The organism is Chryseobacterium sp. 2987 (assembly GCF_031456375.1).
Taxonomy (GTDB): Bacteria; Bacteroidota; Bacteroidia; order Flavobacteriales; family Weeksellaceae; genus Chryseobacterium; species Chryseobacterium vaccae.
Map to the genome: position 1 here is coordinate 67,327 of NZ_JAVDUN010000008.1, position 23,125 is coordinate 90,451.

21 protein-coding genes are annotated in these 23,125 nt (G+C 37.7%); 10 read left to right on the plus strand and 11 right to left on the minus strand.

Features of this window, described 5'->3' with window-relative positions:
* Window positions 1-83: 83 nt before the first annotated feature.
* Genes J2Y40_RS20185 through J2Y40_RS20195 form a run of 3 tightly spaced genes read right to left on the minus strand, consistent with a single transcriptional unit; the run spans window position 84 to window position 3,243 of the window.
* On the minus strand, window positions 84-662 hold the full coding sequence (locus J2Y40_RS20185; RefSeq protein ID WP_153397856.1) for a TetR/AcrR family transcriptional regulator: 579 nt from the start codon (window positions 660-662) through the stop codon (window positions 84-86).
* Window positions 663-667: 5 nt separating this feature from the next.
* Complete coding sequence (locus J2Y40_RS20190) at window positions 668-2,104, minus strand: hypothetical protein (protein ID WP_310000973.1); 1,437 nt, start codon at window positions 2,102-2,104, stop codon at window positions 668-670.
* 5 nt (window positions 2,105-2,109) lie between these two features.
* Entirely contained in the window at window positions 2,110-3,243 is a 1,134-nt protein-coding gene (locus J2Y40_RS20195) for an ABC transporter ATP-binding protein (protein WP_310000975.1), read from the minus strand.
* Between the two features lie 279 nt (window positions 3,244-3,522).
* Here J2Y40_RS20195 and clpB point away from each other — a divergent pair, with 279 nt between their 5' ends.
* The 8 genes from clpB (at window position 3,523) to J2Y40_RS20235 (ending at window position 11,972) form a co-directional block, all read left to right on the plus strand.
* Complete coding sequence (gene clpB, locus J2Y40_RS20200) at window positions 3,523-6,117, plus strand: ATP-dependent chaperone ClpB (RefSeq protein ID WP_153397850.1); 2,595 nt, start codon at window positions 3,523-3,525, stop codon at window positions 6,115-6,117.
* Window positions 6,118-6,264: 147 nt separating this feature from the next.
* Entirely contained in the window at window positions 6,265-6,417 is a 153-nt protein-coding gene (locus J2Y40_RS20205) for a hypothetical protein (protein ID WP_185152004.1), read from the plus strand.
* Window positions 6,418-6,908: 491 nt separating this feature from the next.
* The gene (locus J2Y40_RS20210) at window positions 6,909-7,910 is read left to right on the plus strand and encodes a zinc metalloprotease (protein WP_153397845.1); all 1,002 of its coding nucleotides are present in this window, start codon (window positions 6,909-6,911) and stop codon (window positions 7,908-7,910) included.
* A 176-nt stretch (window positions 7,911-8,086) separates the two neighbouring features.
* Window positions 8,087-8,632 carry a hypothetical protein gene (locus J2Y40_RS20215; RefSeq protein ID WP_153397843.1) on the plus strand — a complete coding sequence of 182 codons (546 nt, stop codon included), beginning with the start codon at window positions 8,087-8,089 and terminating at the stop codon, window positions 8,630-8,632.
* Between the two features lie 32 nt (window positions 8,633-8,664).
* A complete protein-coding gene (locus tag J2Y40_RS20220; protein ID WP_153397841.1) occupies window positions 8,665-9,315 on the plus strand; it encodes a hypothetical protein in 651 nt (216 codons plus the stop codon).
* On the plus strand, window positions 9,291-10,076 hold the full coding sequence (locus tag J2Y40_RS20225; protein WP_153397839.1) for a sensor histidine kinase: 786 nt from the start codon (window positions 9,291-9,293) through the stop codon (window positions 10,074-10,076). The genes J2Y40_RS20220 and J2Y40_RS20225 overlap by 25 nt, the downstream gene beginning before the upstream one ends.
* Entirely contained in the window at window positions 10,073-10,714 is a 642-nt protein-coding gene (locus J2Y40_RS20230) for a response regulator transcription factor (RefSeq protein ID WP_153397837.1), read from the plus strand. The genes J2Y40_RS20225 and J2Y40_RS20230 overlap by 4 nt, the downstream gene beginning before the upstream one ends.
* A 259-nt stretch (window positions 10,715-10,973) precedes the next feature.
* Window positions 10,974-11,972: a zinc metalloprotease gene (locus J2Y40_RS20235; RefSeq protein ID WP_153397835.1), complete on the plus strand. Its 999-nt coding sequence runs from the start codon at window positions 10,974-10,976 to the stop codon at window positions 11,970-11,972.
* A 50-nt stretch (window positions 11,973-12,022) separates the two neighbouring features.
* On the opposite strand, the gene J2Y40_RS20240 is transcribed toward J2Y40_RS20235, so the two are convergent.
* Together J2Y40_RS20240 and J2Y40_RS20245 are read right to left on the minus strand one after the other, a co-directional pair.
* Complete coding sequence (locus J2Y40_RS20240) at window positions 12,023-13,888, minus strand: M1 family metallopeptidase (RefSeq protein WP_153397833.1); 1,866 nt, start codon at window positions 13,886-13,888, stop codon at window positions 12,023-12,025.
* Window positions 13,889-13,995: 107 nt separating this feature from the next.
* Window positions 13,996-16,368 carry an outer membrane beta-barrel family protein gene (locus J2Y40_RS20245; RefSeq protein WP_310000979.1) on the minus strand — a complete coding sequence of 791 codons (2,373 nt, stop codon included), beginning with the start codon at window positions 16,366-16,368 and terminating at the stop codon, window positions 13,996-13,998.
* A gap of 115 nt (window positions 16,369-16,483) precedes the next feature.
* Between J2Y40_RS20245 and J2Y40_RS20250 the strand changes: the two genes are divergently transcribed.
* Window positions 16,484-17,797, plus strand: a complete 1,314-nt coding sequence (locus J2Y40_RS20250; protein ID WP_310000981.1) for a HAMP domain-containing sensor histidine kinase — start codon at window positions 16,484-16,486, stop codon at window positions 17,795-17,797.
* Window positions 17,787-18,473 (plus strand): response regulator transcription factor, encoded by a 687-nt coding sequence (locus J2Y40_RS20255; protein WP_310000983.1) that lies wholly within the window; start codon window positions 17,787-17,789, stop codon window positions 18,471-18,473. Before J2Y40_RS20250 ends, J2Y40_RS20255 begins: the two co-directional genes overlap by 11 nt.
* A 6-nt stretch (window positions 18,474-18,479) precedes the next feature.
* On the opposite strand, the gene J2Y40_RS20260 is transcribed toward J2Y40_RS20255, so the two are convergent.
* The 6 genes from J2Y40_RS20260 to J2Y40_RS20285 all read right to left on the minus strand — a co-directional run bounded on the left by J2Y40_RS20260 (window position 18,480) and on the right by J2Y40_RS20285 (window position 23,028).
* On the minus strand, window positions 18,480-19,307 hold the full coding sequence (locus tag J2Y40_RS20260) for an endonuclease/exonuclease/phosphatase family protein (RefSeq protein ID WP_310000985.1): 828 nt from the start codon (window positions 19,305-19,307) through the stop codon (window positions 18,480-18,482).
* Between the two features lie 67 nt (window positions 19,308-19,374).
* Window positions 19,375-19,578, minus strand: a complete 204-nt coding sequence (locus tag J2Y40_RS20265) for a hypothetical protein (RefSeq protein WP_310000986.1) — start codon at window positions 19,576-19,578, stop codon at window positions 19,375-19,377.
* A 2-nt stretch (window positions 19,579-19,580) separates the two neighbouring features.
* Window positions 19,581-20,837 (minus strand): S8 family serine peptidase, encoded by a 1,257-nt coding sequence (locus J2Y40_RS20270; protein ID WP_310000988.1) that lies wholly within the window; start codon window positions 20,835-20,837, stop codon window positions 19,581-19,583.
* A gap of 12 nt (window positions 20,838-20,849) precedes the next feature.
* The gene (locus J2Y40_RS20275) at window positions 20,850-21,428 is read right to left on the minus strand and encodes a hypothetical protein (protein WP_310000989.1); all 579 of its coding nucleotides are present in this window, start codon (window positions 21,426-21,428) and stop codon (window positions 20,850-20,852) included.
* Complete coding sequence (locus tag J2Y40_RS20280) at window positions 21,428-22,126, minus strand: hypothetical protein (protein ID WP_153397818.1); 699 nt, start codon at window positions 22,124-22,126, stop codon at window positions 21,428-21,430. Before J2Y40_RS20280 ends, J2Y40_RS20275 begins: the two co-directional genes overlap by 1 nt.
* A gap of 14 nt (window positions 22,127-22,140) precedes the next feature.
* Entirely contained in the window at window positions 22,141-23,028 is an 888-nt protein-coding gene (locus J2Y40_RS20285) for a DUF2589 domain-containing protein (protein WP_196782927.1), read from the minus strand.
* Window positions 23,029-23,125: the final 97 nt, after the last annotated feature.

The window sequence follows — 23,125 nt, forward strand, 5'->3', positions numbered from 1 at the left end:
AGCGGTCGTATAGCGACACGCTTACTATAGGCAAATAGTATAAAGCCGTTCTGTGGGAAATTTCTGTTTAAAAACGGGGCTCATCAGTATTTTTGATTTCCTCTCAGCCCGAAAAGAATTTTATCTCTTATCTCGCTAGTAATCTCATCGGTAGAATCGCTGTTTCTTTTGAACCAGAAATAAGAGTTATTTAGGGTATGCAGAATAAATCTTGTGGTAAAAGAAGGTGATTTCAATTCCCACATTTCCGCTTTGTAAATTTCAGAGATCAGCTCTTCCACTTCTTCCTGATAATTTTTTCTCAACTCTACAAATTCAGGAAGCCTTTCTTCGAGATGCTTCCATTCATTGGAATAAATATGGGTGACATCGCGGTTTTTAAGCACTACGGATAAATGCCTGTCAATAAACAAGTTTAGTTTATCCTTTGGGGCAGCTTCAGTACTTTTCACCTTCTGAAGTTCATCAAAAAATTCCTGAGCAATACCAAAGCATATCCATTCCAAAATTTCTTCTTTAGAACGGATGTGGGCATATAAAGATGCCGCCTTGATGCTGAGCTTCGTAGCCAGATCTCTCACCGAGCTTCCCATATACCCTTTCTCTTTGAAAAGTTCTACGGCTACGTCTAGTATTTTTTTCTGTTTTTCTTTAAGTTCCATATTTTTCAGTTACCCGGAAGTGCTTTTCGGCTGCGTACCCATCTTAATAAAAGAAGCATCACAATACCTGTCAAAATAAGATTTCCTGCTGCTGCATCACTAAAAAAACGGTCTAAAGTATAGGATTCACTTCCAGAATAAAAACTAAACTGGTGTGCCTGCATACTCCAGAATGCATTGCGAAACACAGCTATTACAGAGGGAATTATGAAAGTAAAGCCTAAAATAATTACATTTAATGCTACTGATGACAGGTTTTTCCTGTATCTGGCGATAAAAGCAAGCGACAGGAAAACAATTAATTCCACGAGCAAAGCTATCAAAAAAATCTGAAAACCTACAACACGGTCACTAATAAATCCCAGCAAAGCCGTATTTATGATTACCAGTAACATAAACGTCACAATAGAAATAAACCATTGCAGAAGAGAAGATATCCTGAATGTAATTACAACCATTGATAAGGTCGTCGCCAGATACAGCAATGCCAGAAAAATATCATAATGCAATACTTTAGCATCTTTTCCCATTATTAGATTCCCGTAATACTCTTTCAGGATATAAGAATCTGCGTAGAGCCCTTTTTTATTAGGAAGGTATTCAGGAACATCATAGGAGTTCCCCCTTCTGTCACCAATTAAAACATCAGAAACAAATTCCTTATTATAAAAATATTTAAACCACAGTGCAGTGGTTACATTAGTTTCTAAATGATGTTCTTTAAGCAGATCTAAATACTGGCTCAGGATTTTTTGCAGCTGTACGGAATCATTTCTATAAAAGAGCTGTCTGACCTGATCTGTATATAAAGAATCTAATTTGTTATCATAATAAAATACTTCCCGATCCTGATTGGCTATCATACTTTTCCAGGGATACTCTTTATCTTTATATTTGAAAAACTCACTATCAATAGTCTGATATACAGAATCAACAGGATCTATATAGGAACTTTCAGGCTGTCTTTCCTTATTATAATCATCATTAAGCATCAGCAGCCTGCCTTTATAGGTAATTTCAGCATTCCGGCTTAGCTGCTCAGCAGAAAAAACAGTTCTTGCAGCATATCTGCTTCCATAATTCACTGAGAAAAAAGCCATTGAAAAAAACACAAAAATTCCCAGTACAATCCACCATTCTTTAAAAAGATCGTCTTTCTTTTTAGGGTAAAATGATTTGAAACCATTATTCCTGATATAAAACAGAAACCATATAAGAAGAATAACACTTCCTATAATCCCAATTCCGAACGCTGTAAGATCCCTGTGTTTATAAAAATAAACATCTTTACGATAAAGATCTTTTCCAAAATCATTAAACCAGAAACCAGCCAGAAATGCCAGTATATGAAACAGTATTCCCACTATAACTATATAAGGAAATCTGGTATTCCACAACAATGGAAACCGAAGCAGTAATTGAGTATCAAATTTTTTCAACATAAGATCTATTTTAAAAAGAAAACCCGGCTTGATTTTGAAATATCACGGAAATAAACCAGATTAATTTCCTGGTCCAAAGAAAATTTCATAAAATCTTCCCTCTTCAAATCTCCGTTAAAAGTGGCTATAAATGTACTTCCGTTCTGCTCAAGAGAATGCAGTGGCAATATAGAGAGCTTACGCTTAAGTTCTGTAATTCCCTCATTCGTTTCGAATTCTACAATAAGAGATCCGGTTTCGTGTGCATTCAGATTCTGCTGTCTTCCTTTTTTCAGAAAAATAATCTGACCGGAATTTTTCTCAACTTCGTACAGTTGCTGTGAGCTGAGAACTACTGCCAAGGGACGAAACGGTGAATCCGCAATCTGTCTGAGATCTTCCAAAACGGTTTGCTGCGCAATAATATCCAGATTGGCAAGCGGTTCATCAATGAGCAGAATTTTAGGTTTTCTTAAAAGCATTCTGGCTAATTCAAATCTCATCTTATATCCTGAACTAAGATTTTTCCAGGCATATTCTTTAAATTCTCTTAATCCGAGCCTTGCAATGATCAGTTCTGTAATTTCAACTGCTTCATCAGGAGAATATCCGTATGATACCGCTGTAAACAAAAGGTTCTGGATAAGACTTCCTTTCCATGAAGGAGTACGCTGCGGAATATAAATAAGTTTGGAACGAAGATCATAGGCATCCGTATAAGGAAACAGATAATAAAGTTCTCCTTTATCTGCTTTCAGTTCTCCACACAGAGATCGGAGAAGTGTTGTCTTTCCGTTTCCATTCTCTCCTACTAAACCTGCTATTTCTCCGGTTCTGAGCTCAAGGTTCATAGGACCTAATGTAAAGGATTTAGAATGTTTTTTCTCCCAACCAATCATTTTGGTGAGAATATGGCGGTCCACAGGTTCTTTGTTCTGAAGCTGATCTGTAACTTCAGAAAGTAAGGCTGTCAGTTTTCCCGGCACCTCTTCCGAATGCTGGTGGCTGTCAAACCATTTCAGGAATAAGTTGGTTTTTCTGTAAAAATTAACGTGCTCTGTATCCAGCGTAAAATCTATAATCCGTTTCAACGCCTGATGATAATTCCCGGAACTGATCTGCTCTGCAGTTTCCTCTTTCTGTTTATGAAAAGTTTTCATCGGTTTTTATTTCGTCCTAAAAGGTATTAAATATTTTGTTTCCCCCGAATAAAATTAAAATCGGAAATTTTGTCAAGTTAATTTTACGTTAAAAATAACAAATCCGGAAATTTTGTCCATATTTTTTATAAATTTAATAATTGAACAGTTTTTGCGGTAAGGTAATCGATTAAATGATTAAATAACTGATGGCATTAAGAAACTAAGCCTTAAAATTTAGTTTCTTGATGTTTTTAAAAAAATTAAACCTGAATATATCATTACAAAAAACATAAAAATATGAACTTAAACCAATATACTGTAAAATCACAGGAAGCCATCCAGACAGCACAGCAGACTGCAATGGAGTTTGGCAACCAGAGTATCGAACCACAACACATTCTGGAAGGAATCTTCCAGGTGGATGAAAATATATCGCCTTTCTTATTAAAAAAATCTGAAGCAGATGCCAATCTGGTAAGAGAACGCAACCGTGAAAGTTTAGAAAAACTTCCTAAAGTACAGGGAGGAAATATCTACTTATCACAATCTGCTAACAAAGTATTATTAGATGCCCCCAACATCGCTAAAAAAATGGGTGACGAATATGTAACGATTGAGCATTTATGGCTATCCCTTTTAGAAACAACTTCGGAGGTCTCCAAGATGCTTAAAGATATGGGCGTAACCAAAAATCTTTTGGAAGGCGCCATCAAAGAATTAAGAAAAGGAAGCAAAGCTACTTCTGCCAGCTCAGAAGAAACCTATCAATCCTTAAATAAATATGCAAAAAACTTCAACGAGTTAGCTGCTGAAGGGAAGCTGGATCCGGTAATCGGACGTGATGAAGAGATCAGAAGAGTGCTTCAGATCCTTTCCAGAAGGACAAAGAACAACCCTATCCTTATCGGGGAACCCGGTGTAGGTAAAACCGCTATTGCTGAAGGAATTGCACACCGTATCATCAGCGGGGACGTACCGGAAAACCTGATGGACAAAACATTGTTCTCACTGGATATGGGAGCTCTGATCGCTGGCGCCAAATATAAAGGTGAATTCGAAGAGCGTTTAAAATCCGTTGTGAATGAAGTCATCAAGTCTGATGGACAGATTATTCTTTTCATCGATGAGATCCACACCCTTGTAGGAGCAGGAGGTGGAGAAGGAGCTATGGATGCTGCCAATATCCTTAAACCAGCTTTGGCAAGAGGCGAACTGAGAGCTATCGGAGCGACTACCTTAAACGAATATCAAAAATATTTTGAAAAGGATAAAGCTTTGGAAAGACGTTTCCAGAAAGTAATGGTGGAGGAACCGGATACTGAATCCGCTATTTCCATTCTTCGTGGAATCAAAGATAAATATGAAGCTCACCATAAGGTAAGAATCAAAGATGAAGCGATTATTGCAGCAGTAGAAATGTCTCAACGGTATATTTCAGACCGTTTTCTACCGGACAAAGCAATTGACCTTATTGACGAGGCTTCTGCAAAACTGAGAATGGAAATCAATTCAAAACCGGAAGATCTGGATGTACTGGACAGAAAACTGATGCAGCTTGAAATTGAATTAGCGGCTATTTCCAGAGAAGGCAACCAGACGAAAATTGATCATTTGAAGGAGGATATTGCCAAAATCTCCGAGGAGAGAAACGAGATCAATGCCAAATGGCTGAAAGAAAAACAGAAAAGTGAAGATCTTACCCAGATCAAAAAAGATATTGAATCTCTGAAACTGGAGGCAGAAAGAGCATCCAGAGCCGGAGATTATGCAAAAGTAGCAGAGATCCAGTATGGAAAACTCCGCGAAAAAGAAGAAGAACTCAGTAAGATGGAGCTAGAAATGCAGAACCATCAGAATGAGCTTATCAAGGAAGAAGTTACTTCTGAAAATATTTCTGAGGTGATTGCAAAATGGACCGGTGTTCCTGTAACAAAACTATTACAATCAGAAAGGGAAAAGTTACTGAATCTTGAAACAGAGCTTCACCACAGGGTTGTTGGCCAGGATGAGGCTATTCAGGCTGTAGCAGATGCTATCCGAAGAAACAGAGCCGGGCTGAGTGATGAGAAAAAACCAATTGGATCATTCCTGTTCCTGGGTACAACCGGAGTTGGTAAAACTGAATTGGCAAAAGCTTTAGCAGAATTCTTATTTGATGATGAGAACAACATGACGAGAATTGACATGAGTGAATATCAGGAACGTCACAGTGTTTCAAGATTAGTGGGAGCGCCTCCGGGATATGTAGGATATGATGAAGGCGGACAGCTTACTGAAGCGGTAAGAAGAAGACCTTATTCTGTAGTTCTTCTGGATGAAATTGAAAAAGCTCATCCGGATGTATTCAACACGCTTCTTCAGGTCTTAGATGACGGACGTTTAACGGATAACAAGGGACGTGTGGTGAATTTTAAAAATTCTATTATCATCATGACTTCGAATTTAGGTTCACATCTGATCCAGGAGAATTTTGAAAATATTACGGATGAAAACCAGGATGAGATTGTGGATAAAACCAAAGACGAAGTTTTTGACCTTCTGAAACAGACTCTGCGTCCGGAATTCCTGAACAGAATTGATGAGGTAGTATTGTTCCAGCCTCTCAGAAAAAAAGAAATCGGAAAAATTGTTCAGTATCAGTTGAGAGGATTTAATGATATGCTTGCAAAACGTAACATCATCATGACTGCTACTCAGGATGCCGTAGATTATCTGATGAACAAGGGCTATGATCCCGCTTTCGGAGCGAGACCTTTAAAAAGAGTGATCCAGCAGGAAGTTCTTAATAAATTATCCCGAGAAATTCTTGCCGGAACCGTGAATGACGGAGACCGTATCACTTTAGATTATTTTGACGAAACCGGTCTTGTTTTCAGACCGTCAGAACAATAAGTAGTTTTTTTTCATATATATTATTTTTGTAAGTAAGTGCTGCAGCCCAATCTGCAGCACTTATTTTTTTAACCATCATTTATCAAAACAAAGTGAAATATCGTTATATTTACAATACCACAAATTATCAACTCAAACAAAATCATTATGAAAAAGTTAAAAAGAAATGAATTAAAGAAAATCAGCGGCGGTGCAGCCGCGGTAATTACAGAATGTGATATCAATATGAACTGCCCGCGAGGCCTTTGCTGCTCCACCGGAAATATCTGCAGAGACCCGAAAAGATATCCATGTATTTAACTTCAGTTCGGGATAAGAATATTTGATGGATGCAGGTTTGAAGCTGGATGATGGAAGAGGGAAGTTTTCAAAGCCATTAAGAACAAATATTGATCTGTTTTTATTTAATTTGATTTTCTGGTAGTTTTCAATACGTATAACTAAAAGTAACTTCCAGCCTCCTTCTTCCATCTTCCAACCTTTTACCTTTTAACTCCTTAACCCGAACTAAGGTTATTTAATAAAAACACCAACCGGAGAATTATTTTTCCGGTTTTTTTGTCTTTTTGATGAAATTATTTTTTTCACGGTAAATTTTACTCTCATGTGCCTCATATTATTTTTTAAAATATAAGATGAAAAATTTTCAATAAAAATTAAATAAAAAAGGATAATTTAAATTACAAAAAATACATACTTTAATGTAAAAAATGTTAAAATGCTAAATAATACATAATCAATATATATTTTTCATACATTTGTGATAAACCAAACCACAAAATATAAATTTTATGAAAAAAACAGTATTAGGAGTATTAATTACTCTTTTTGTTTCATGTAACAATGAAATAGAAAATCCTACCGCCGAAAATCCAATTCAGGATCAATCCACAGCACTTGCTAAAGACGGCGCCATATGCGGCTCGGATGTAGTAAGACAGAAGCTCCTTTCAGAAAATCCCGATGCAGCACAACGTATGATGCAGATAGAGAACAACACCGCTGAATTTATTGAACAGAAAAAGATGGGCAAAGTTCTTCCGGATGGCAGTGTTGAAATCCCGGTGATCTTCAATGTTCTGTACACCAATTCAACGAATAATGTGTCTGATGCGAGAATCAACTCACAGATTGATGTACTGAACAAAGCTTTTGCGTCAACTCATGCTAATGTTTCCAACATTCCTTCTGCATTCCAGCCTGTGAATGCCGGAGATACGAAGATCAAATTCAGACTGGCTCAGATTAACAGAAAATCAACAACTACTTCCAACTGGGCTCCTAATGATAATATGAAAAGATCCTCTACAGGTGGAATCAACGCTACAGACCCTACGAAATATCTGAATATTTGGGTGGTTAATTATATGCCATACCAAACCGGCTACGTACTTGGATATGCTACCTTCCCTGAATCTGCAGGTCTCTGGAATGACGGAGTGGTTATGATGGACGAATACGTAGGTGAAGGCGGACCAGTAGCTACCCATAATAAAGGAAGAGTAACAGTGCACGAAGTAGGTCATTACCTAAACCTTAGACACATCTGGGGGGATGCCAACTGCGGAAACGATTTCGTAGATGATACGCCACAGCAGATCACTAACCACAGAGGCGTTCCTTCTTATCCTAAAATGGAAACATGCGGTGGTGTATCGCGTTCAACAATGTTCATGAACTATATGGATTATTCTGATGAAACAACACTGTTTATGTTTACCAAAAAACAAAACGACAGAATGCAGGCTTCTATTTCTGCTAACGGACCAAGGGCCGGGTTGAGAATATTATAAGCACAATATCACATTTTTTATATTAAGTCTCCAGATCATTTTGGAGACTTATTTTTTTTCAAGTTTTATACAATCCGTAAAAACACGGAGAATTAAGGGGAAAAAACACATACGTTTTAACATAAAATTTCACGAAATTTGCATTAACAACTAACATTTTACTATAAAACTACGTTATGAAGACAAAAATTACTCCAGAAGGTGATGCTTTAGCAGCTGCCCACGGAACAAATACGATCGCCTCAGATCTTGTTCAGACACTTATTAACAATTATAGAAGCAACCAGATGAATCTGGTTAACAAAGGATTAGGCATTACCGATTCTAACTCGATCTGGTTTGATCTTCCCAAGCTGAAAAATTTCATAGCAGCCATGGAGGATGAGATCAAAAGTAGTAATCCTGATGTTTCAGATGAAGATATGGGAATCCGGTTTTACTATGCAGCCTATCCAAAAGCAGAAGAATGGGATATCATGGCAGACCATCCTGTGGAAAAGGAATATGCAGAGAGACATACGCTTGTTATGATTCCTACGATGAAAAAAGCTGATGAAAATGGTGAGATGCTGGATTATGATTTTAACCCGTTAAATGAGATTTCAGGAAAATCAATGGCTTTGTTTTCAAAATCAAAAGGCGGCACATTCCCTGATATTACGTTCGCAGAAAATCATGGAACACTGGCTCCTCCATCAGATCCTAAAGTACAAAGTTTTTAATTTGAGCTCACCCATTTCACGTAACACCCTATATGACTGATTTTCAGAAATTACTTCAGGAATCTTTAATCTGGACAGAAGGATTTGCTGCCATAGTTTCTCTTTTTTACTACAAACGTGAAAAAGACTATACCTGGAAGTATTTCTCACTGTACCTTGTTCTGATGTTTCTATGTGAGGCAATGGGAAAATGGGGACATCATCTTATAGAATATGATAAACCTAAGTTTTTCAATTACTTTGTGATTCCTGCAGAATTCATTTTTTTCTATTGGTTGTATGCTTCAAAATCTTTTGGAAAGCCCAAGCTATTTTACATCCTGTCATTTCTGTATTTACTCTCTTTTTTACCCAGTGAGTTTTTCTTTACCAGTAAAAAAATAATCTTCTCATTTAATTATACCTTCGGATGTCTCATTCTGATGGTACTCGTAATTATGGAATATTATAAACAGGTCAATTCCTCGGAAATTTTAAATTTCAGCAGAAACAAGATGTTTTACATTAACCTGGGAGTTACATTATTCTATATCGGAACATTACCATTCTGGACCTTCTTTAGCCTCCTCAGCGAGTATAAAGAACTCTGGAATCTCTATTTTAATTATTTTCTGATCACCGGAATTATTATGTATCTTTTATTTTCAATTTCATTCATATGGGGAAAACAGAGCTCATCATAACAATTATTCTCTTTAATATCTTTTTTGTGCTGTTTGTTGTAGCTGTAATTATATACATCCGAAAATACAAACAGCGCAAAAGAGAATATATCAATGAAATTGAAATAAAAAATGAAATTCACAAACGCGAACTTCTGGCCACACAGCTGGAGATTCAGCAGGCTACCATGCAGCAGATCGGCCGTGAGCTTCATGATAATATCGGACAGAAGCTGACTTTGGTAAGCCTATACACCCAGCAGCTCCTATATGAAAACAAAGTACCTGAAGTAAGTGAAAGAATCGATCAGGTTTCACAAATTATCAACCAATCGCTTCAGGATCTCAGAAGCCTTTCAAAAACCCTGACTGATGACAATATAACCCAGAAGGAAATTGTAACTTTGATTCAGGAAGAGGTAGATAATACGAATGCTTTTCAAAGATGCCATATCACATTTGAGCACAATTTTGAACAGCTGGATCTTGGGTTTGTTCATAAAAATGTACTGCTGAGGATTACACAGGAATTTATCCAGAACAGCATCAAACATGCCAATTGCAAAAATATTTTCATCAACCTGAATACTTCTGAAAATATTCTTTGGGAACTCAATCTCAGGGATGACGGTATTGGATTTGACAGTACCAAGACCACATCCAACGGTATCGGACTGACCAATATGAAGAACAGGGCAGCCATTATAGGAGCAGAATTCAAATTTGAAAGCCAAGAAAACATCGGTACCTCGCTCAACATTATTTTAAAGAAACAATCATGAAAAAAACTATAGTGATCGTTGACGACCACATTCTTATTGCCAAAGCTCTGGAAGGCATCATAGGTAACTTCAGTGAATTTGAGGTAATTTATGTATGTGAAAATGGTAAAGACCTGATCCAGAAGCTTGAAAACAAAAGCCCGATTCCGGATATTATTCTGTTAGACATCAGCATGCCCATCATGAACGGCTTTGAAACGGCAGCCTGGCTTACAAAAAATCATCCTGATATTAAAGTGATGGCCCTCAGCATGCAGGGTGATGATAACAGCGTCATCAAAATGATTAAAAGCGGAGCAAAAGGATATTTATTAAAAAATACTCATCCAAAAGATCTGGAAACGGCATTGACTAAATTAAATTCCGAAGGTTTTTTCTATCCAGAATGGGCCTCAAAGATCATTTTTTCCAATATCGGAAAAGAAATGGACACTGAAAATACAGTACGAATTTCAGACCGTGAAAAAGAGTTTCTGAAATATACCGTTACCGAACTAAGCTATAAAGAGATTGCAGATAAAATGTGCTGCAGCCCGAGAACGGTGGAAAGCTATCGTGACCAGCTCTGCGATAAATTAGATCTTAAAACCCGGGTAGGTCTTGCAGTTTTTGCCATCAAAAATGGTTTCGCCAATTGATCAGGAAATATATTCCGAAAAAAATCAATCATTTCTTTATTTAATCTACAATATTTCACCTTATAAAGATTAATTTTTAATTAAAATATCCTGTTATGTTTATCGAAAATAAATTTAAATCAATAAAATACACGATAACATAAATAAAACATAATAATACGCGCTATATTATGCGATATATATAAATATTTTTAAATTAATTTTGCATATTAATTTTTTATACTATAATTTAGCAATTCAAACCACTTAAAAAAATAGTATGAAAAAAGTTCTATTAGGAGCCGGAATAGTCTTTCTGGCCTCCTGCAGCAACGACACGAATCTAAACAACGAATCTTCAGAAGGAGAACCGCAGACATCACAGGTTTCCAGCAAAAGAACCTGTCCTTCAGACCAAATGAGGGATGAAATTTTAAACAAAGATCCCGAGGCCCGCGCAAGAGTCCTAGCCATTGAAAAATATACAGAAAACCACATTAACGACATCAAGGTAGGCAAAGTATTGGCCGATGGGACCGTAGAGATCCCTGTCGTATTCAATGTCGTGTATAAAACAGCTGCCGAAAATGTTTCCGATGCAAGACTTCAATCTCAGATTGATGTCCTGAACAAAGATTATGGAGCTACCAATTCCGATATCAACAATACCCCTGCAGAGTTTGTTCCTGTAAAAGCCGGAGACACGAAGATCCGATTCAGGCTGTCAAAAGTTGTCAGAAAACAGAGCAACACTACTCTATGGAATCCTGATCAGAATAAAATGAAAGCGGCAAGTACAGGAATTGCAGCTACTTCACCAGACAATTATTTGAATATCTGGATTGTTAACCAAATGAGTAACGGTACTCTTGGTTACGCTTATTATCCGGGAACAATTTCATCATCACTGGATGGTGTTGTTATTGCAGCTCCTTATATCGGAACTGGCTCGGGAACTTCTGCTCCATACAATCTGGGCAGAACAGCGACTCATGAAGTAGGCCACTATCTGAATCTTCCACACCTTTGGGGATCATCAAATACAGGCTGTCAAACGGATTATTCCAATGATACCCCTCTTTCTCCCGGCCCGAATTACGGAGTTCCATCCTATCCTCTTAACCGTACCTGCAGCGGGGTAAGCCGTTCTCAGATGTTCATGAATTACATGGATTATGTGGACGACAGAGCAATGCATATGTTTACAGCCAATCAGAAGCAGAGAATGCAGGCTGTAGTAGCAGCATCCGGTCCAAGATCGGGATTAAGACTTTATTAAAATCAACCCAAAATATAAAAAGCCTGAACGATTTGTTCAGGCTTTTCAGTTTATAAAGGTCTTGTATTATCTTCCGGTGTGTAGTCCATAAAAAGGTCTCCGTCCAAAGTAACCGATTTTACTTTCTTTTTTATAGGAATAACAAGGTCTGTCTGTTTTTGATTTTTCTCCCACAAAGCCGGTGAAAAATGAAGTTTTTCTGTGGTTCCGTCCTCGTAGCTCAAAACAGCGTCAAAAGGAATGGCAAATCCACCAACATTATCAACGTTTACCGTAAGAAGATCATTAAGCTGTGAAGCTCCTTTTACTTTTAAATCAATATAATTATTGGTATAGAACCAGTTATTAAAGAACCAGGTGAGGTTTTTACCGGATCCGGTGCTCATAGAATTGAAATAATCCCATGGAACAGGATGTTTTCCGTTCCAATTATCCATATAATGATGTAATGCTTTTTTGAACAGTTCATCGCCCAGATAATCCTTCAGTGCCAGATAAGAAAGGGAGGCTTTTACATAGGAATTGTTTCCATATCCGGCTCCGCTTACCTGTGTACTCATGGTAATGATGGGCTGGTCCTGTTCTGCAGATGGATCTTTAATCCACCTTTTGATTCTGAAGTTTTTAAAGAATTCTTTTGCGGCTGCCTCACCGTTCTCATCAATTCCGATAAGATATTCCAGTGTGGTTGCCCAGCCTTCATCCATAAAAGCATATCTGGTTTCATTAATTCCCATGTAAAAAGGGAAATAAGTATGGGCTATTTCATGGTCTGCCGTTAGTCTTGCATCCTGGAAATTATCCGGAATACTGCTATCGTTGATCATCATTGGATATTCCATATCGGCATATCCCTGGATGGCAGTCATTACATTATAAGGATATTCTACTCCCGGCCAGTTTTTCGAAAACCAGTCCAGGTTATAACGCATCCAGTCTACATAATGTTCAAAATCTTTGGCATCTGTTTTATAACCCGCCTGAACGCTTGCTCTCTTGGTTTTCAGCTGAACGCTTGCTGCATCCCAAACATAATGGTTGCTTAATGCAAAACAAAAATCGGTGATATGGCTGGCTTTGAATTTCCAGATATTCCATTTGTTCGGTTTAGTTACTTTTCCGGATCTCATTTCCTGTTCAGTGGCAATGTGTATCACCTTATCGCTTTTCAATGAGTTTTTATATCTTTTCAGGTATTCCGGTTGAAGAACAGCGTCAGGATTCAGGAAATCTCCGGTTGCCCAGACCACAAAGTTCTTCGGAGCGGTGATGCTGAAGCTATAATCATTAAAATCATTATAAAACTCCTGTCTGTCGGAGTGAGGCAGCATATCCCAACCGTTGTAATCATCATAAACTGAAATTCTCGGGAATGAATAGGCTACATAAAAAGTTTCAGGATCAATCTGCCCTTCTCTTCCACTCTGTACAGAAAGCGGATATTCCCATTCGATTTTCACCTCAGCTTTTGTACCTGCTTTAAGGGGTTTATTCAGTTTTACTTTTTCAACAGTACTCCAATCATCACTGTTGATGTTATACTTCTCACCATTCACAATGAATGATTTGATATGAAGCCCTGAAGATAAAAAATCCTTTGAAACAAAACCGGATCTTGGAGACTGCGGTTTATGAAGGTTATTCACAAATCTTATCGCCAGCTCATTAAGCTGATCCGGGCTATTATTGCTGTACACAATCGTTTCTTTTCCTGAAACTATTTTTGTACCGGCATCTACCTTTACATCTACATTATAAACTCCTTTATTCTGCCAGTAATTTTTACCGGGTGCTCCGGAAATATCCCGGGTTCCTTTTTCATACGCCTTTTTAATATTTCTCGGCATATACAATTCTTGAGCAGAGACCAATTGCATAGATACAGCAACAGCCAGGGCATAAAGAAGTCTTTTCATGTCTCCAATTTTTAAAAATTGGTATCAAAATTAGCGAAAATGTGACACAGAATGACCATTTCTTTTATAATAATGTTTTATGGATATTAGTTTTTTATTGAAATTATTTATAACCGGCTTTGTTCATCTGTTCGTTTTATATTTTTTGCATTCTTTACAGCCTGATTTCCAAAATTATACTTTAAAGAAAGAGTAAAGCCCTGCGTATCTGAATAATCCAGAAAATAATTATCCTGATTAGCATATTTCGTACTAACCTTCTGCCCTGTACTTCTGAAAATATCATTGAAAACAAAAGAAGCCTCTAATTTCTTATTGAAAAATTTACGATTCATTACAAAATAAGCTGACCACATATTGGAAATTCTGAACGTTCCCTGTACACCGGGAGAATAATACTTATGCCCAACTTCCATTTTCCAGTCGCTGCTCTTATCCAGGGTAAAGCTTGTGGAGACATCAGATACCCAGTTCCAGACTTCGTTTTTGTACAGCTGACCGTCAATTCCTTTGAAATAGTTCTCATTATGTTCCAGATTTTGAGACAAAACAAAATTCCACCACGGTTTAACCTGAAAGTTTTTATAAAGACTTAGCCCATACGCCTGATCCTTCTCAATATTGGTGAAATAATAGATCATCTGGTTAGTGCTTGGCTCCTGAAAAGAGATTTCCATAGACGGATCGAGTTCCTTTCTGTAATAAAGGTCTGCATTCCAGCCTTTCCATGAATAGGTAAGATTCAGGTTATGAATAATCGTTGCTTTCATTTTCGGATCTCCTTGATAATAGGAGAAGAGATTATAATAAGACTTTGCAGGGTTTAGCCATGAATAGTAAGGGCGGTTGATCCTTTTTCCATAAGAAAACCCGAATTCATGCTTACTGTCGGTGGTATATTGGGCATAAAAAGTAGGAAACAGGCTCCAGTAGTTATTTTTATTCTGTTCATAGGGTTCGGATACCACTCCTTCCAGGTCTGTCATTTCTGCCCGGAGGCCTCCTTTGAAATTCCACTTTCCAAGATTGTAAGCCAGCGAGGAGTACACTGCAAAATTATGTTCTTTATAATCGAAAAGGCTGCTTTTTTCCGGTCTGTGCAAAAGAGTTCCGTTTTGATTATCCGAAAAATCGAGACCGCTTCTGGTCTTCACAAAACTGTATTTTGCCCCGGATTCAAGTTCTAATTTTTCTCCTTTCCACTGATAATCTGCCTGTGTGGAATATAATTTCACATCTGTTTTATTCTGGGTTAAAAAATTATCATTTCTGGGTGCCTGCCCGGCAAAGTTCAGCTCGGTGATTACATTCTGGTATTTATCTCCGTTGTTTCCGGTAAAATAGCTGATCCAGGAAATACTGCTTTTTTTATTCAGCTTCCGGTCTGCCTGGAAGCTCAGGGAATTATTGCTGGTTCGTGAGTAGTGGTCATTGATTGTGGTATAATGAGACTCTACAATATCTTGAGCATTATAGATCAGGGTAGGCACGTAATAGGTACCGAAAGATTTCGGAGAAAAATATCCTGAATAATTCAAGCTGATATTGGTAAGGCTGTCTATTTCATATTCAGCATTGAAATTCACGGTGTTCTGTGCCTTATTCTTATCTTTCCGGTTCATGATACTTACCCAGCGGGTCTGGTTTTCCTGATAATTCACATAATCTGTTCCTTCGCGGTAATAAGTTCCCATTCCCCTGTAATAGCTTCCCATCAGGGAAAGTTTATCTTTTTTGTAGTATTGGGAAAGTCCCATATTTCCTTTGGCATATTGAGTCTGAACATATTTGGACGAAAGAATTCCACGATAGCCTTCAATTTTATTTTTCTTCATAACAATATTCAGCACGGCACTTCCGGAAGCTTCATATTTGGCAGGCGGATTGGTAATCACCTCCACTGATTTTATATCATTTCCCTGTGTATTTTCAAGAAGATTCTTCAGCTCATCCCCCGTCAGCATTACTTTTTTATCATTGATGGTCACCAGAATGGCTGTGCTTCCTTTTACGGTAAGCACATCATTATTCACGGTTACATTGGGTGTTTTTTTTAGGATTTCCCAAGCATTAAGAGAAGAAATATTACTGTTTTCCACATTGAATTCCAGGCGGTCTACTTTTCTTGTTACCTGAGGTTTCTGTTTGGTCATTACAACCCCTTCGATTTCCTGAGTTTCCTTTTCCAGAATAACTTTCAGAGCTTCACCACCGTCTTTTAGTGCAACTATTTTCTCGAACGGTGCATAATCTGCTTTTTTTACCATCAATTTTACAGAATCACCGGAAATTCCTTCCAGCACAAAATAACCTTTTATGTCAGATTTTACAGTTTTGATTAGTTCATTGTTCAGATTAAATACTTCTACTTCGGCAGCCGGTATTTTCCGGTTGTCTGCATCCGTCACTGTTCCTTCCGTCTTCTGTATCTGGGCAGAAAACATCAATGGGAAAAGCAGAAAAAAACAAGCTTTATACATATCATTAGTTTTACCGTACAAACTTCCGCATTCATGCAGAGAATATCGGTTAATAAAAGGTTAATGGCAGGTTAATGCCTGTTTGGGGAAAGGCGAAAGTTTTATCTTTGCTGTGATGATATCCAAAAGTAAATACCTGATTGCCTTATTTGCAACTTTATTCCTGCTATTGTTAGGAATACAGGTTTACTTTATCTACAAAACCTATCAGGTGAAGGAACGTGAGGTTTACAGAACTATTCAGGACGGGCTTTCCGGATATACTGATAAGCTGGAAGATATCAGCAGTATTAAGGAAATGAAAGATGACTCCCTTCAGAAAACCTTTATCCGATATTATGATAAAGAGATCAGTAAACAGGAATTTCTTGATTTCTTTGTTGAAAACAGAAGAGCCATCAAAGAAAGGCTTCTCCGTTATCTCGACTATCGTATGAAAACAAACGGCTATGATATTGCTGCAAAAATAGAATATACTTCCATTATTCATATTCCGGACAGCACCCGCTTGATTGATAAGCCCATTCTTCTTTTTGAAACAAAGAATAAAGTTACCAATCCCAAAATTACCAATGAAGGAAGCTGGGAAACCTCATCAAAAAATGAATCCGGGAAAGGAAAGCTTAAAAACAACTCATTTCTTATTAAAAGCAATACTGAGTTTGAAATTTCAAATATCAAAAGTATCGTCTTTAAAGAGCTTATTTTATTGATATTGTGTTGTATTGCCCTACTGACAGGTGTTATGATGCTGTTTATTTTCACCGTCAGGAATCTCGTCCGCCAGCAAAAGCAGGTGGAAGTTCTCCACACCATTGTGGATAACATTTCTCATGAGTTTAAAACACCAATAGCCACTCTGAAAATTGCATCAAAAGCATTAAAGAAGGACTGGAATACGGAAACACTGCCCCTTATTGAGCGGCAGATCAGTCGCCTTGAAAGCCTGATGTTCCAGCTGCACAAGGATGAGACAGAAGGCAATCTTAGCCAGACCCAGCCTGAAGACTGGAATTTTTTCATCCAGGATCTTGCCTTCACTTATCCTCAGATTAATTTCGAACTGAAGAATCATATTTCAGGTGTACTTCCTTTTGATAAAAACCTGATGGAAACCGTTATCAAAAACCTATGTGAAAACAGCGTAAAATATGGCTCTTCAGTTGTAAAAATCAACATCAACAGGCTTACGGAACATGTAGAAATAGAAGTAACGGATAACGGGCAGGGCATAGAAAAAAAGGAACTTAAAAATATTTTTGAAAAATTTTACAGGGTTCAGTCCAATAATATTCACAACAGCAAAGGGCTCGGGCTCGGGCTCTACTTTGTTAAAAACATTGTGAATAAATATCACGGAAAAATTGATGTTTCAAGCCGCCCTGAAATGGGAACCATCTTTAAAATAATCCTTCCTTATGAAAACTAAAATTCTTTTGGCAGAAGACGATCCGGATTTCGGAATGATCCTGAAGCAGTATCTTGAACTGGAAGATTTTGAGGTAATGTGGTTTCAGAATCCTGAGGATATTCTGCCTCTTTTAAAATCAGGTTTTCCTTTTCATATCGGGATTCTGGATATTATGATGCCGAATATTGACGGTTTTTCTCTGGCTAAAATGATATTAAAAGAGAAAAATGATTTTCCGCTTCTCTTTCTGTCTGCCAAAAACCAGAAAATAGACCGTCTTACAGGCCTAAAGATAGGAGCTGACGATTATATTGCCAAGCCCTGCGATCCGGAAGAACTTGTTTTGCGGCTCCGGAATATCCTGAAAAGAATCCAGCCGGCCGCTTTTCCACAAATGATAAAAATCGGCACTTATTCCCTCGATACAGACAAACTTCTGCTTTCCCATCATGAAGGAAATATTCGCCTTACAGCCCGTGAGCAGGAACTTCTGCTCTATCTTCTGAAGCATAATCAAAGTACCATCAAAAGAGATGACATTCTGGATACCCTTTGGGAAACCAATGATTATTTTACGGGAAGAAGCCTTGATGTATTCATCAGCAGACTTAGGAAATATTTCATCCATGATCCTGAAATAAAAATCCAATCCCTCAGAGGAATCGGATTTGAAATTGATTTTCCCAGAGACTAATTCAGTTTAAAAGGAAAGCTCTGTCAAAACAGGAAAATGATCTGACGGATACAGCAGATTTTCCCTTCTGTCGTTGATATGTCTGTGTGACTTTATTTTGAATCCTTTTACAAAAATATAGTCAATTCTGTCTTTTGGTATTTCATTTACATTGAATGCGGTGAACGTTCCTATCGGACCGTAATGTTTCGTTTCTGAGTGGTAAAAGCTGTCTTTCAGGTTCTGTGAAAGGATCTTTACAGGTTCCGTATCATCGGTCAGGTTGAAGTCTCCGCTTAACGTTACCGGAAGGTTTTTAGGATTGATTTCTTTGATCTTCTTCAGGATCAGATCAGCAGACTTCACTCTCGCTACATTACCAACATGATCGAAATGAAGATTCATCGCCAGAAATTCTTTTTTAGACTTTTTATCTTTAAAAACAGCATAGGTACAGATTCTGTTCAATGCGGCATCCCAGCCTTTTGACGGTTTCTCCGGAGTTTCAGATAGCCAGAATGTTCCAGACCTCACCACTTCAAGTCTCTTTGTATTGTAAAAAATAGCAGAAAATTCACCTTTTTCCTTTCCGTCATCTCTTCCTACACCCACATAATCATAATTCTTAAGTCCGTTTTTAATATCTTTCATCTGCTCAGGAAGTACTTCCTGTACTCCGAAATAATCAGGATGATAATAGGTGAGCAGATCTGCAACATCCTGCTTTCTTTCCGGCCATGCATTATCTTTGTCTGATGCTACATTCAGCCTGATGTTGAAACTCATTACGGTAAGGTCCTGTGAAAATCCCAATGCAAAAAACATCAGGAGAATCATTGAAAATCTGAAATTCATAAGCTTATTTTATCAATAAGAGACAAAAATAAAACTTCTCTGCGACAGGGAAGCTTTATTGATATGATTATATTGTTAAATTATCTTTTTCTTCTTCTATAGATATAAAATAATCCTGAAATTCAGTTTTCAAAACCGGCAGCTCACTTTCAAGCTTTACAACCCCTATGGTTTTATAATGAGCAGTAAGCATGATTGCTTTAGTTTTGAGGAGCGCTTCAAGTTTTTTTAAATTTATATCTTTCTTTAAAACAGCAAGGTAGGTAATCATATTTATATCTGTATTAAACCGTTTCCTATGTCTCTGTATTTTATGTCTTCAATGGGTCTTGCTCTCTTTTCAATAAGTTCCCAGATTTCTTTTGCCGATTTATCGGGAAACTGTTCCATATACAAGGCCGCAAGTCCGGTAACATGAGGGGCAGCCATACTGGTTCCGCTCATAGCATAATACAGATTACTTTTATTTTTTGAATTTTTGGGATAGGCACTTATAATATCCACGCCCGGAGCACAGACATTGACATTGCCTCCTGTTGAAGGATTGAGTCCTGCATTTGAAAACCTGGCCACCTTCATCTGTCCGTCAATTGCTGCAACCGCCATGATAGATTTTGAATTGGCCGGCATTGAAACGGGCTGCGGAATCTGCGGTCTGCTGCTATCATTTCCTGCCGCAGCTATGATAAGACAGTTATTTTCCAATGCTCTTTCCCCTATCGTTTCAAAAAGAACTGAAGGTGAATCATTAAGTTTTACAGGAGCAGCCAGTGAAAGAGACAGGATCCTGAACTTTTTCGTAATAGCCCAGTCTATCGCATCAATCACACTGCTCGTAGTGCCCCTTCCGCTATCTGACAGTACTTTCGCAATTTTCAGATTGCAGTCTTTGGCAATTCCGTAACGTTTTCCGATGTCATTTCGGATATTTCCTGAAGCAACACCTGCACAGTGGGTACCATGCCCGTTGGGATCTCTGTTCCAGTCTTCTCCGTCAATGAAAGATTTACCTTCAATTTCCCGGGATGAGAAATCAGGATGAGAAAGCTGAAGACCTGTATCCAGTATACAGATATCAATACCCTTTCCAGAATATTGAGCATTTTCCAGTCCGATAGCTTTCAAACCCCATTCCATTTCAACCAAAGACTTTTGTGGCAATGGTTTATTGGTCATGTATTTTTCAAGTTCTGAAATTTTTTCTGCGATTCCAGCTGACTGTTTTTTAAGTTCATTGATCAGCTGTAATTCATCTGCCGGGAAAAACTCCCGTTCTTTTTCATAATAAACAATAGAGTTTGATGCGTTTTTCACCGCACTTTTCAATTGCTCTTCATCCATATTCTCCACAACGAGGACTCCCAGGTTTTTGTACAGTACACTGTTATCCTGATCAATAATATCATAAGAACGGTTTTCTTTGGAAAGAAGTTCTGAAGAGGTAATATTTACTTCCAGCTCTTTCTCAATTTTTTTGAGCGATGCTTTCTGCTGGTCTTTCAGCAGCACAATATATCTTCCGGTTTCCATAATGATCTTTTTTTAAATTAACTTCTGAAATATTTTTTCCAGAATGAGGAAAATATCTTCCGGAATAATGGTTAGTCTGAGCTTCTTATTAATTCCAGAGATGGCTGTATTCTGTGTTACCAGTGAGGTCCAGAAACTTTCAATCTTCGAAACAGAATCCATTTCCTTCAGTTTTTCATCATCCAGAATCCCGTTCTGGTATAGTGAAACAATGATTCCGGAAATAAGTTCTTCCGCATCGTCCAGCTTTTTGTTTTCCTTAGCGTATATTTCCATCAGAATGTCATAAATACTTTCCATTCCATTGAATGAAAATCCCCAGAGAAGATCACGTTTTCCAGCCGTTATTTTCTCCATTTTTATGGGATTAAAGCTTCTTTTCACGGTTGCAACCATACTCATGATCTTCAAAACTTCAGATTCATGAGTGGTACTTCCTTTTGTACGGAAATATTCCAGAACCTCGTTGAGAAAAGCTTCCAGCCGGGCATCAAAGTCAAACGATTTTGACAGGTATAAAGCCTGAACTTCATTGAAATGCTCGAGAAGTTCTTTGATTTTCTGTACGGTGTAATGAATAAGTTCCTGCATTATTCAAAAGTTATCTGTTCTATTTCGTTGCCGTCTTTATCTTTGTATGACACAATCCTTATTCCTTCTTCCTCCATTTCCACATGAAGGTTGATGAATAATTTGTCTTTATCTTCTGCTGCTGATGTATTGGGATCTATGTAAATGTTGTTCAGCTTTGCATTCACCAGTGTATATTTATTCAGTAAAACCTTTGAAAAGATTTCTTTCAGCTCATCAATTTCCTCTTCTCCTGTTCCGTCCTGAGGGCGGAAAATTCCGCTATTGAGAACTTTTATTCTGTTTCTGAGATCCAGTTTAAGCACTTCATTGGCAGGCAGCTTCCCGAACTTCTGGTCGTTCTTTTCCAGTTTACTGAACAATGTTTTAAATTCTTCCGTCTGAATCTGTCTTTTGGTAATTACAGGAATATTCAGTTTTTTCTCTTTATTCACCAGCTGAATTCTTTCGTTCATTTCCGAGACAAACTGATCCTGGTTCAGCTTAAAATTGTATTTGGGAGCCGAATCTATATCGGTAATCTTAATGGGAATATCCATCTTTACACTGGGCAGGGCATAACGTGGAACCTTAAAATATTTAAGGTACTCATGCTTGGCATATTCTTTTGCAATAAGAACAGCATTCTCATCAGCTTTTTTACGAGCCTGAATTATCTCGTTATTGAGATAATCCAGGTAATCTGATAATTTGATCATTTTCGTAAAAATTGTTATTGTGAAAGAAGTCCAAGAACTTTTTCAAGTCCTGCCGGCATTTCATCATTGGTAGCCCGTACTTTTACTCCCAGAGAGTATTCTTTTTCCACTTTAATTCCTGTACTGGAAGTTCTTTTGTATGAAACATCCACTTTGAATTTTACAGGTCCCCATCCTCCGGAAACTCCGGCATTGATTCCAAATTCATCACTTACATCTTTGGTGTAGGTAGAATTAAGTTTAACGTTAAAATCTACCTCACAGGTTTCAATTCTAAAGCTTGGAACGTTCAGCAGCGCAATAAAAGGCACTGTGATTTCCACATCATCAGGAATAGTCTTAGGATTAGTTGCGCTTACCGCCTCATCAGGTTTAAAATCCGGATTCGGAATATTTTTTTTGTATTTAAATTCTGCCATTCTCAGTTTTTTCGGACTGGCTGCATTGGCAGGATCTGTAAGCTCAAAACCTACTTCATTGATGAAATTAACGGTAGCAATAGAGGCATTAGACTGTGCTTTTACGCAGGCATCCAAAGGTCCGCCGATAATGGTGGCAAAATCAATACTTCCCAGTTCTGCAGCAAAATCTGCGCTGGCAGCGTCTGAAGTTTTGAAAATCTCTTCATCGGCAGCCATTTTACCGGCAATAAGCTTCATAAGTTCTGCAGATGCTCCGGAAAAAGATTTTTCCCACTTTTCATCATAATTCTTTTTGAAATCCTCCACGATATTCAAGAGCTCTTTATTGGTAAGGGTTGCCAATTCTGAAGTCTCTATTCCTGAAACTTTTTCGTAAACTGCCGGAGTAAGAACTTTTTCTACTCCTGACAGAAGGTCGATCAGCTCATTTTTTGTTTTTTTGGTGTGGCTTGCTTCAAGCACCGATTTTAATGTTTCCATGTTCTTTTGTTTTTAAATTAATACTGTGGGGCAAAATTATCCCACTAATAATCAAAACACTACAGGAAAACCCCTCGATCTGCCCCGGAAAAACACC